The sequence below is a fragment of the Flavobacterium sp. WG21 genome (assembly GCF_000335775.1).
GTDB classification, from domain to species: domain Bacteria; phylum Bacteroidota; class Bacteroidia; order Flavobacteriales; family Flavobacteriaceae; genus Flavobacterium; species Flavobacterium tructae.
On sequence record NZ_AMYW01000004.1, the window covers coordinates 108336 to 120159 of the forward strand.

At 37.1% G+C, this 11824-nt stretch carries 8 protein-coding genes; 6 read left to right on the forward strand and 2 right to left on the reverse strand.

Going from position 1 to position 11824, the window contains the following annotated elements; genetic code table 11:
• The first annotated feature begins 299 nt into the window (after positions 1-299).
• The 3 genes from C245_RS0104780 to C245_RS0104790 all read left to right on the forward strand — a co-directional run bounded on the left by C245_RS0104780 (position 300) and on the right by C245_RS0104790 (position 6892).
• The gene (locus C245_RS0104780) at positions 300-3419 is read left to right on the forward strand and encodes a TonB-dependent receptor (protein ID WP_017495444.1); all 3120 of its coding nucleotides are present in this window, start codon (positions 300-302) and stop codon (positions 3417-3419) included.
• A gap of 125 nt (positions 3420-3544) precedes the next feature.
• Complete coding sequence (uvrB, locus tag C245_RS0104785) at positions 3545-5539, forward strand: excinuclease ABC subunit UvrB (protein ID WP_017495445.1); 1995 nt, start codon at positions 3545-3547, stop codon at positions 5537-5539.
• A 123-nt stretch (positions 5540-5662) separates the two neighbouring features.
• Positions 5663-6892, forward strand: a complete 1230-nt coding sequence (locus tag C245_RS0104790; protein ID WP_017495446.1) for a hypothetical protein — start codon at positions 5663-5665, stop codon at positions 6890-6892.
• Between the two features lie 24 nt (positions 6893-6916).
• On the opposite strand, the gene C245_RS0104795 is transcribed toward C245_RS0104790, so the two are convergent.
• Positions 6917-7318, reverse strand: a complete 402-nt coding sequence (locus tag C245_RS0104795; protein WP_017495447.1) for a hypothetical protein — start codon at positions 7316-7318, stop codon at positions 6917-6919.
• Positions 7319-7374: 56 nt separating this feature from the next.
• Between C245_RS0104795 and C245_RS0104800 the strand changes: the two genes are divergently transcribed.
• Genes C245_RS0104800 through C245_RS0104810 form a run of 3 tightly spaced genes read left to right on the forward strand, consistent with a single transcriptional unit; the run spans position 7375 to position 10242 of the window.
• Positions 7375-8178, forward strand: coding sequence for an alpha/beta hydrolase (locus C245_RS0104800; protein WP_035746263.1), 804 nt, complete (start codon positions 7375-7377; stop codon positions 8176-8178).
• A gap of 16 nt (positions 8179-8194) precedes the next feature.
• Positions 8195-9205 (forward strand): dipeptide epimerase, encoded by a 1011-nt coding sequence (locus C245_RS0104805; protein ID WP_017495449.1) that lies wholly within the window; start codon positions 8195-8197, stop codon positions 9203-9205.
• Between the two features lie 5 nt (positions 9206-9210).
• On the forward strand, positions 9211-10242 hold the full coding sequence (locus tag C245_RS0104810; RefSeq protein ID WP_017495450.1) for an aminotransferase class I/II-fold pyridoxal phosphate-dependent enzyme: 1032 nt from the start codon (positions 9211-9213) through the stop codon (positions 10240-10242).
• A 40-nt stretch (positions 10243-10282) separates the two neighbouring features.
• On the opposite strand, the gene C245_RS0104815 is transcribed toward C245_RS0104810, so the two are convergent.
• On the reverse strand, positions 10283-11815 hold the full coding sequence (locus C245_RS0104815) for a SusD/RagB family nutrient-binding outer membrane lipoprotein (RefSeq protein ID WP_017495451.1): 1533 nt from the start codon (positions 11813-11815) through the stop codon (positions 10283-10285).
• Positions 11816-11824: the final 9 nt, after the last annotated feature.

Sequence of the window (11824 nt, forward strand, 5' to 3'; positions counted from 1 at the left end):
CTAAAAATTAAAAAAAGGACCTTTAAACAGAATTAATCAATAGTTTTAACTTAAAATTATATATATTTACAATTATAGCAAAACTATTTTAAAAAATCATCAAAATAGAGCGAACCATACCCTTCAATCTACTGGACCAGTCCTAAATTAAAAAAGTGACAATAACCATATGGTTCAGAGATTTATTGAATAAAAATTCCAAAACAAATTCAATTTCAAAATAATTTATAGTTGCCCCGTTAGCTATTTATTTTTTTGCTTTCATATTAATTTAAACCAAACTAATATAAACCAGAATTATGAAGAAGAATCTATTCAAAAACCAAATGTACTTACGACTCCAAAAAGTGTTACTCACACCTTTTGCATTCACTATTCTTTTAGCGAACGGCAGCAATCTTACTGCTGCTGAAAATACTAAAAACCGAGAAAATACCATTCAGACCAATCAAAACAAACAAATCGATCTTGTCAAAGGAAAAGTTGTCGATGAAACAGGGGCCTCTTTACCGGGAGTTACTGTTTTGGTCATCAGTACCAAAAAAGGAGCCGTTACCGATATTGACGGGAATTATACTATTGAGGCCAAAGTTGGTGACGTTCTGCAATTTTCATATGTAGGATTACAAACCAAAACCGTAACAGTTGTGGGACCAACTGTAAATGTTACGCTATCGGGAGGCAGTGGTGAAAGCCTTGAGAATGTAGTGATTATTGGTTCGCGTAACCCTACCCGAACTGTTACAGAATCAGCTGTTCCAATAGATGTTATTGCAATGAAGGATATTGCAACGCAAGGAGCACAAACCAACCTGAATCAGATTTTGAACATGGTAGCTCCTTCCTTTACCTCAAATACCCAAACGGTAGCTGACGGAACGGATCACCTTGATCCTGCGCAATTAAGAGGTTTAGGCCCTGATCAGGTATTGGTTTTGGTAAATGGCAAAAGAAGACATACCTCCTCTTTAGTTAACATAAACGGAACTCCGGGAAGAGGATCAGTAGGAACCGATTTGAATGCAATTCCCGCTTTCGCTCTTGAAAAAATAGAAGTACTGCGAGATGGTGCTTCTGCTCAATATGGTTCAGACGCTATAGCAGGGGTAATTAATCTCAACATAAAAAAAGACACTAAAAAAATAGATATTAATCTCTTTTCAGGAAGTAATTTTTCACGAAATGCTAACGATCACAGGGGAGGAAATGATGGTAACAATTACCAAATGGACGTTAATTATGGAACAAATTTAGGCAAAGAAAAAAGTTTTATTAATTTAACGGGAAGCTTGCAATTAAGAGATGCTACAAGCAGAGCTAATGACGCCACAGGTACTATCTATAACGCTTACAATGCGATTGAACAAAGAGCTTCAGAAGACGGAATAAATATAAATTCTCTATACGGCAACATTACCAATACTCCTAATTCTGCTCAAATTGTAAGCTTAATAAAAAACTATGCTCCCAAAGTAAGTTATTTTACCGGGGCACAACAAACGAATATCAGTAATGCCACAACTATTTCGCAATTACAAACGGCCTTAAATTTTGATGCCACAGACGGAGAACTGGCTTACCGAAAACTTGAAAGAAGGAACTTTAATATGAGAATAGGGCAATCTGAATTTAAAAGTGTTCAGTTCTTTTTGAATGCCGCCTATCCCATAAATGATAAATTAGAAGTTTATGTTTTTGGTGGAACCAGTTATAGAAATGGTGAATCTGCCGGCTTTTTCAGAAGACCTAATCAATCAAGATCTTACACCGGTTTATACTTAAATGGTTTCTTACCTGAAATTCATTCTACCATTAATGACCTTTCTGCTGCAACAGGACTTAGAGGTACCATTTTCAAAGACTGGCATTTTGATTTGAGTAATACATATGGCCGAAATTCCTTTGATTATAATATCGAAAACACTGTTAATGCAACTTTAAGAGAAGGCTCCCCTACTGAATTTGATGCAGGAGGTCTACGTTTTGCTCAAAACACAACGAATTTTGATATGAGCAAAAAAATCAATACACTGAACGTCGCATTTGGTGCCGAATATCGCTACGAACAGTACGGTATCAATGCCGGAGTTCCTGACTCTTACAGTCAATACGATATCAATGGAAATGTCGTTACCGGTACAACACCTGCCAACATAAGAGTGACTGATTTTTATGGCGCCGCCAGACCAGGTGGAGCACAGGTTTTTCCCGGTTACAGAGCAGAAAATGCAAAAACCGAAAAAAGAAACAGTGTGGCTCTTTATACGGATTTAGAGTTAGATGTAACCGAAAAATGGTTATTAAACGGAGCTGTTCGCTTTGAAAACTATTCTGATTTTGGAAGCACTACTAATTTTAAAATTGCCACCCGCTATAAACTTACTGACAACATCAATTTGCGTGGTGCTTTCTCAACAGGATTCAGAGCTCCATCCTTACATCAAATTTATTATGAATCCACTGCAACACAATTTACAGGAGGAGTCCCTTTTGAAGTAGGAACTTTCAGCAATGATTCTGAAATCGCAAAATTACTTGGAATTCCGAAATTAAAACAAGAAGAGTCAACCAGTGTAAGCGCCGGATTTACAGCTAAAATTCCATCAGCCAACCTTACCATAACTGCGGATGCTTATTACATCAAAATAAACGACAGAGTAGTACTTACCGATCAGTTTACACCAACTCCACTGACTCAGTCTTTGTATGATCAGGCTGGCGCAAATGCGGCAACTTTCTTCGCCAATGCCATTGATACCGAATCTAAAGGAATTGATGTGGTACTTACCAACAAAATGAACCTAAATGAAAATCTGACTTTAAAAAATGACTTGTCCGGTACCTTTTCAAAAACACGTAAAATAGGAAACATTCATGCTTCTCCTATACTAGAAGCGGCAGGTCAGGTAAACACTTACTTTTCAGAATCTTCCAGAGTTTATTTAGAAGAAGCAGTACCGCGAGTTAAAGTAAATCTGACAAACGGTCTTACTTATAAAAAATTCGATTTCTTTCTAAGAAACGTGTACTTTGGGGAAGTAACAGATCCAAACGTTGCTGACGTAAACGGTGATGGTTTTGTAGGTGCCACTATTGTAAATGGAAAAGCGGTGGAAAATGAACATCCTGTTTGGGGAGGAAGAGTGATTACCGATATGTCTGTAGGTTTTAAAATTAGTCCTATTGCTAAAATCATAATCGGTGCTAACAATGTTTTTGATGTTTATCCGGATAAAAACCTAGGGCCACAAACAGCAAGAAGAGCCAATGGCGTTGATGCAAATGGAAACATAACCTATGCCACTACTCCAACTGCTATTGATTTATCCAACCAAAATCAATTTGTGTATTCCAGAAATATATCTCAATTTGGTCAAAACGGACGTTTTGTTTTTGCAAGATTAAGTCTTAGCTTCTAACTCAATCTCAACTATAAAAAAACCGTCAACATGATATTTGTTGACGGTTTTTTTTTGAATTATACTTTCAGAAAAAAAGAAATCAAACTCGTATCTTTACGACACTAATCTTTCATCCTCCAAAAATGAATTTCCAGGTATCCTCTGAATACAGTCCAAAAGGTGATCAACCGCAAGCAATTGAAAAACTGTCACAAGGCATTATAGACGGTGAAAAATACCAAACTTTATTAGGAGTTACGGGTTCCGGAAAAACTTTTACGGTGGCCAATGTTATTCAGGAAGTTCAGAGACCTACTTTGGTTTTGGCACACAACAAAACACTGGCTGCACAGTTGTACTCGGAATTTAAGCAATTCTTCCCGAATAATGCGGTGGAATACTTCGTTTCTTACTACGACTATTACCAACCGGAAGCTTTTATGCCGGTTACAGGAGTATTTATCGAAAAGGATTTGTCCATCAATGAGGAACTTGAAAAAATGCGTCTGAGCACTACTTCTTCCCTACTTTCGGGACGTCGTGATGTATTGGTTGTCGCTTCAGTTTCCTGTTTGTATGGTATTGGAAATCCTGTTGAATTTCAGAAAAATGTCATCGAAATAGCAAGAGATCAGGTCATTTCCCGAACGAAATTATTACACAGCCTGGTGCAGAGTTTATATTCCCGAACGGAAGCAGACTTTACTCCTGGAAACTTCAGAATCAAAGGAGATACGGTTGAAGTATACCCAAGTTATGCCGATGACGCCTATAGAATTCACTTTTTTGGTGATGAAATAGAAGAAATAGAATCCTTTGATGCCAAGACCTCACAAGTCATTGAAAAATTTACCAGACTAACTATTTATCCTGCCAATATGTTTGTGACTTCGCCTGATGTTTTGCAAGGCGCTATTTGGGAAATCCAGCAGGATTTAGTCAAACAAGTCGATTATTTTAAAGAAATCGGTAAACATCTGGAAGCAAAACGTCTGGAAGAACGTACAAATTTTGATTTAGAAATGATTCGCGAATTAGGGTATTGTTCCGGAATTGAGAATTATTCGAGATATCTTGACGGCAGAGATGCCGGAACCCGTCCTTTCTGTTTGTTAGATTATTTTCCAAAGGATTATCTGATGGTGGTAGACGAGAGTCACGTGACGGTTTCGCAGGTTCATGCCATGTACGGAGGCGATCGCAGCCGAAAAGAAAACCTGGTAGAATATGGTTTCCGTCTGCCTGCTGCAATGGACAACCGACCTCTGAAATTTGAGGAGTTTGAAGCCATGCAAAATCAGGTCATTTACGTGTCTGCAACACCTGCCGATTATGAACTTCAGAAAACAGACGGGGTTTATGTAGAGCAGATTATTCGTCCAACAGGATTATTAGACCCCATTATTGAGATACGCCCAAGTTTGAATCAGATTGATGATTTGATCGAAGAAATTCAGGTTCGCTGTGAATTAGACGAAAGAGTTCTGGTCACTACTCTGACCAAAAGAATGGCCGAGGAACTAGCCAAATATTTGACCAAAGTTAACATTCGTTGTCGTTATATTCATTCCGATGTAGATACACTGGAGCGTATCGAAATTATGCAGGACTTACGCAAAGGAATTTTTGATGTTTTGATCGGGGTAAACTTACTTCGTGAAGGTCTGGATTTACCTGAAGTTTCGCTTGTTGCTATTTTAGATGCCGATAAAGAAGGCTTTTTAAGAAACCACAGATCATTGACCCAAACTATTGGCCGTGCCGCAAGGAACCTTAACGGGAAAGCCATCATGTATGCTGATAAGATCACTGCCAGTATGCAAAAAACAATCGATGAGACCAGTTATCGCAGAACCAAACAAATCAATTATAATACTCAAAACAATATCACTCCTCAGGCCTTAAATAAAAAAATCGATAGTGCCTTTACTAAAAATCCTCTGGTTGAATACGAATTAGGACATACCATACCGTCAGCAGCGGCAGAACCGGAAACAGCTTATTTATCGAAATCGGAACTGGAAAAAATGATTCGTGAAAAACGAAAATCAATGGAGAAAGCGGCAAAAGAACTGGACTTTTTACAGGCTGCAAAACTGCGTGACGACATTAAAAAATTGCAGGAACAGCTTCCTTAAACATACAATTCTAAAACAATTGACATCCAAAGTATAAAAGAATTTTATACTTAAAATTATGGAAGAAATATTTTATAAGGAATTTCAAATTCATTAGTTTTAACAAAATTTTAAAACGCTGAAATGAAATATCTTTTATTCCTTCTTGCTCTTTTTGTTTTCAATATTTCTGCCCTGGCACAATCTGGAAATAATGATTTTTGGAATAAAGAAATAGAAAATTCTTCGGATATCATCAAACCGAATATTCTTTCCAATCACCCGCTAGGAATTTATATTTCCAGATTAAATCATAATTTCAATGTTCGTTCTCCTGATAAATACTCTTTTTCATTTGAATTCTCTAGCGGTAATGTCGCTCTACCTTATGTAAAATCATATGAATTAACAGATCCCAACGATCAAAAGGCAGCAGAAAACATGCCCTGGCATGTTCGGGAGTATGCTTTTGACTTCAATAAAGTTCCGCACAATACTAAAGAGTTCACCGCCGATGGTGTGATTCGATCGTATCGATTTACTTTTACATTGCCTATCACGGTTCATCACGAACTTAATTTCGGTTTACGAATAAATTCGCTGGATGGAGGAAAATATCCGTACTCTATTTTTACTTCTGATGAAACAATCGAATGGTTTCACAGTAACATTGCCGGCGGAGAAGATCCTTTCTCAAGACGTTACTATGGTTTAAATAAAGCCGGAATATCTTATAAAGATGAAAATGACAGGGTCCTCACCATGCATAACGGTAATTTTACCATTCCCGGAATTGACATCAATTACAACTATTATCCCAAATTAGAAATGAATGAAAAACATCATATCTATTTGAATTTTGGAGCACAGCTCGGTATCAATACTTCTCCATACAATCCTGTGGCCGATTTTGGGATTTCTTCTTCTATTCTAAAAAAGAAGATCATTAAAAACAAAAACATTCTGACTTTTGGCGCCAGTGCAGGAGTTTTACGCCAGCATTTTTTAGAATATGGAGATCGGGTAAATATTAGCAGTAGGGATTTCTTCTATAGTCTTGAAGGACTTATTGACTACAAGGTAAAACTGAAGAACAATAACCACCTTTCGTATGGCATCAATTATAATTTTCAGTCCTCCTATAATAGAAAAAACGAAAAAGATCATACTGTTCTCACCGGACAAAGAATCAAGACGCACTGGCAAAAAACGATTTCACATTTATACGAAGATTTAGAGGGATGGAATTTTATCTGTACCTACTCTACCAAACGTTTTTCTTATTTTGTGTATTTCAGAGAAGATCTAAATCTGGACAATGCACCTGATTTTCAAACCGGTATTGGTTTAAAAATGTCCATTAAAAAAAAGTAATTATCTGATCTGAAGCTTAAAAATTTAATTGTGCTGTTCCTGAAATACTTTCAATAAAAGTTTAGGATCGATTATAGCATTGGGTGCTTTTTTCATTAAATCGAGAACACGTCTGGTTGCAATGGGATTCAAACCCATTTCGATCGCAATTTGCTGTATGGCTTTGGCTTCTTTTTCATGCAAGATACCATCACAATACATAATCAGCGCCAGTCGGTAAAATTGCTGAATGCGCTGAAACTCCGATTTTATAACTGAACCGGCACTTTCCTGATGAAATAAATCGCGGAAAACATCGGGACTAATATTTAATTCCTGCGCTACCAGCCACAAAAACTCATACTCTCTTTTATGCAACTGTCCGTCAACGGTAGAGAAAGCAATCATTTCTAAAAGTAAACTTATCTTTTCGGCTTCGGTATTCATCAATTTATTATTTTTAGCTAAAATATTGTTTTTAACTCTAAAACGCAACAGTACTCATGATTAGGAGGTTTTTCTTTTTTATTTTCTTGTGGGTAACCGCCGTCGCAAGCGCACAAGAGAGTACTGCTTCAAAAAACGTATCTACCTTTACCATCGAAGTTCCTCAGCTAAAAACAACTAAAAAAATATGGATTTATCTTCCTGACGGATATGCCGCCTCGGCCAAAAAGAGATACAGCGTGATTTACATGCACGATGCCCAAAATTTGTTTGATGGCAAAACTTCGTACGCAGGCGAATGGAATGTAGATGAAAAACTGGACAGTCTGAAAGCCCCTCTAATCGTAGTAGGCATTGAACATGGAAATGACAAACGTTTAAACGAATTAACTCCGTATAAAAATGAAAAATACGGCGGTGGTGATGCCGATAATTATCTTGATTTTATTGTAAAAACGCTAAAACCTTATATCGACCAAAATTACAGAACCAAAACTAAGGCCAAAAACACCCTGATTATGGGAAGTTCATTGGGCGGATTGGTTTCGTACTATGCCGTGTTAAAATATCCCGAAGTCTTCGGAAAAGCAGGTGTATTCTCGCCATCCTTTTGGTTTTCAAACAACATTTATACTTTGACGGAACAAACTCCTAAAATCAAAACTAAAATTTACTTTTTATGTGGAGACAAAGAAAGTGACGATATGGTAAGAGATATGGCAAAAATGGAACGTCTTCTGGACACTAAACGTTGCTATTGTCTTCATCTCACCAAATCTAAAATTGTAAAAGGCGGCGAACATAATGAAAAACTTTGGCGTGATGGTTTCGCAAAAGCAATAATCTGGCTGGGCTATTAAATAAAAAAACAGACTTATGGAATTAATCTTAAGAGAATACAATTTAAAACTCAAACATACTTTTACCATTTCCAGAGAATCAATTGATTTTCAGCCTTCACTGATTGTGGAGCTTAAAAGCGATGGCTTTTCAGGTTTTGGAGAAGCCACTTCAAATCCGTATTACAAAACAACTGTTCCGGTAATGATTCAGGATTTAGAAAAAATCCGAAGCATTATCGAAAGTACAACCACTGAAACTCCTGAAGTTTTCTGGTCTAAAATCTATCCGTATTTAAAAGACGATATGTTTGCTTTATGCGCTTTAGACATGGCTTATAATGACTTGTACGCACGCAAAAAAAGCAAGAAACTGTATGAATTATGGAATTACTCTACAGAAAAAAATCCGCTTACGGATTACACCATTGGTATTGCCTCGATCGAAAAAATGGTTTCAAAAATGCAGGAACTTCCCTGGCCTGTTTACAAAATTAAACTAGGGACCAAAGAAGACATTGCTATTGTAAAAGAGCTTCGAAAACATACCGATGCCATTTTCAGAATCGATGCCAATTGCGGCTGGGATGTTGAGGAAACCATAAACAACGCTATTGAGCTCAAAAAACTAGGGGTAGAATTCCTCGAACAGCCCATGAAAGCCGACGACTGGGAAGCCCATAAGGAAGTTTTTAAACATTCGGTCTTACCTGTAATAGCCGACGAAAGCTGCATTATTGAAGAAGATGTCGCTAAATGTTTCAATCACTTTCATGGGGTAAATGTAAAACTTGTAAAATGCGGAGGTCTGACTCCGGGGAAACGCATGATTGAAGAAGCCAAAAAATTAGGACTCAAAACGATGGTGGGCTGCATGACCGAATCGACTGTCGGAATCTCGGCTATTGCTCATTTGCTCCCTCAGCTGGACTATGTCGATATGGACGGAGCCTTACTTCTAGCCCAGGATATTGCCACCGGAGTAACCATAAAAAATGGTGTAATTCATTATTCTGATCTTAACGGCACCGGAGTAACCTTAATCTAATTTTTATGAACGTAGACCAATTTCCGGACAGAACTTTTGAAATCAATCAGGAACAATACTTGTATTTCGGTGGAACTGCTTATTTGGGATTGCCCACCAATAATCCTTTTCAGGAATTGGTCATTCAAAACATACGAAAATGGGGAACTACTTACGGTAGCTCCCGCAATGCCAATATAAAACTAACGGCTTATGAAAATGGTGAAGCTTTTCTCGCCCGTCACATACAGGCCGAAAGTGCTGTTACGGTATCATCGGGAATGCTGGCCGGAAAATTAGTTACGGAACAATTGACGAAAACCACTGATTGTTTCTTTCATTTTTCAGATCTGCATACCGCAATTAAAACCCCCAACAGTTTACCAATATTTTTGAACAATCAAATACATCCACGTCTGACAGATTCTAAAGCAGAGAAAATCACTATTCTTACTGACGGAGTTCCTTCCTATCAAACCAAAGCTGTTGATTTATCTGTTTTAAAAGAAATTCCAAGTCATAAAGAAGTCACTTTAATTATCGATGAATCGCATTCGTTTGGAATTTTAGGAAAAAATGGCTGTGGAATTTATTCACACATCAACCTTCCCATTAAACGCAAAATTATGGTTTCGTCTTTAGGAAAAGCGTACGGCTTAAATGGTGGTGTTATTGCCAGTGATACTTCTTTCATCGACGAGATAAAAAATACGGATACTTTTATATCGGCTGCAGGAATGAATCCCGCTTTTGTTCAGACGCTGGCCGATGCATCCGATATTTATCGTGTTCAGCATCAAAAATTAATGGAGAATCTACATTATCTGGATACAAAACTTATCAAAAGTGAGCATATAAAATTTGATAAAACCTATCCTTTGATTTACATTGAAATGGAACGCATAACGGATATTCTTAGAGAAAATAAAATTATTATCGCCAATTTCAGATATCAAAAAAACTCAAAAGATATTAATCGAATTGTAATTACAGCCCATCACACTAAAGATGATTTAGATCAGGTAATTGAAGTTTTGAATCAAAGCAAAAGTGTATAAAAAAACAGCTCTGATCAAAAAATCAGAGCCGCTTTAGTTTTTATTTATCCCACCAAACCGGTGTGACCATTGGTTTAAAGTTTAATTCATAATTTGCTTTATTCGCGTTTCTTTCGTTAGTTGAATAAATAAATCTTCTTATCCATTTTCCTCCATTAGCAGGATCAGCGGCTTTTGGCAGGGCTAATCCCGGAAAAACGTTTGTAGAAAAATCATACCTTCTGTAATCATTAAATGTTTCGCAGTTCAAATAGAGTACTATATTTTTTTGCCTCATAATATCTTTCAATTGCAAACTAGCGGCACCTTTATTAATAGAAGCATCTCCCAAATAAGCATTTTTATCCGGACCGGAAACTCCCAATTTATCCATATTTGCCCCAATCGCATCCATATAGGCGCTATACCCTGTTGCATTTGTTCCTGTACTTGTCGCATTACCTCCATTTAAAATAAATTGTGCTTCAGCCTGCATTAGTTTAACTTCAGAAAAGGACAAAATAACAACTGGCGAATCTACTTTTGAATAATAAGAATACAGCCCTATTTTAGCATTCGGTGCCGGTGTTCCTTTTGATCCCTGGCCAGGTTCTCCACCAATATAATTTCCCGGAACATTAGGATTTGGATCTTTAGGATTCACAACCCCATCTGTTACAGGATAACTCCTAAGATCAATCAGTAATGGCATTCTCGGATCCATTGTTACCGTTTTAAAAGCAAACGTGCTTCCGTTCATAAAACCAATAAATTGCTTCGTTACCAAATAAGATGCATTTCCGGTATTAAGTCCTAATTGATTATTATACCACGGATTGGTCTGTACTTTATTGTAAATCAATTGAAAATCATCTGCATTAGATGTTATTCCTTTTGCCAAATAAGAAACTACTGTACTGGCAGTAGTTGTTGCATTAATTTTTGATAAGTGCAGTGCATATCTCGCTTTAAAGCTATAGGCGGCTTTTATCCATTTTTCTACATTTCCACCATAAACAAGGTCTTCTTTCCCAGGAGTAAAAGAGGATGTGTTAGGAGCCGATAGATTAGCAATTCCCTGATCTAACAGGTTGTTTATACCTTTGTAAACCTCTTCCTGGCGGTCATATTCCGGCTTAAAATTCTGTGATTCCAACGACGCCTGCGAAAAAGGTATATCTCCGTACAGATCCGTCAGTAATCCAAAATTTACTGCTTGTAAAATTTGAACAATGCCCTTGTAATGTGATGATTTTGTTTCATCGGCTTTATCGGCTACTTCTTTCAGATTTCCTAAAGCTTTTACATACACCGAAGACCAATAACTATCTAAGGATTCTTCGTAATGATTGTCTACCCCTACTGACGAATTAAGTGCAGAGGAAGTATATTGCGTTAATAAAGAAACTCTGGTCGCGGCCGAGTACTGAGCATCAAATGTGTAATAAATTGCAGGCCCCAATAAATCTTTTAGATTCTTATTCGCATCAGGTATTACATTTCCTGGTGTATTTACATCAAAATAATCATCGCTACAGCTATAAGTCGTCAGGGCAATGATTATGATCAAGAATATTTTGAGTATATTTTTCATCTTTTCTAA

Excerpts from the sequence above, each read along its gene's own strand:
- C245_RS0104810 (WP_017495450.1), top strand. The coding sequence starts at position 9,211 with ATGAACGTAGACCAATTTCCGGACAGAACTTTTGAAATCAATCAGGAA.
- C245_RS0104815 (WP_017495451.1), bottom strand. The coding sequence starts at position 11,815 with ATGAAAAATATACTCAAAATATTCTTGATCATAATCATTGCCCTGACG.
- uvrB (WP_017495445.1), top strand. The coding sequence starts at position 3,545 with ATGAATTTCCAGGTATCCTCTGAATACAGTCCAAAAGGTGATCAACCG.
- C245_RS0104790 (WP_017495446.1), top strand. The coding sequence starts at position 5,663 with ATGAAATATCTTTTATTCCTTCTTGCTCTTTTTGTTTTCAATATTTCT.
- C245_RS0104805 (WP_017495449.1), top strand. The coding sequence starts at position 8,195 with ATGGAATTAATCTTAAGAGAATACAATTTAAAACTCAAACATACTTTT.
- C245_RS0104780 (WP_017495444.1), top strand. The coding sequence starts at position 300 with ATGAAGAAGAATCTATTCAAAAACCAAATGTACTTACGACTCCAAAAA.
- C245_RS0104795 (WP_017495447.1), bottom strand. The coding sequence starts at position 7,318 with ATGAATACCGAAGCCGAAAAGATAAGTTTACTTTTAGAAATGATTGCT.
- C245_RS0104800 (WP_035746263.1), top strand. The coding sequence starts at position 7,375 with ATGATTAGGAGGTTTTTCTTTTTTATTTTCTTGTGGGTAACCGCCGTC.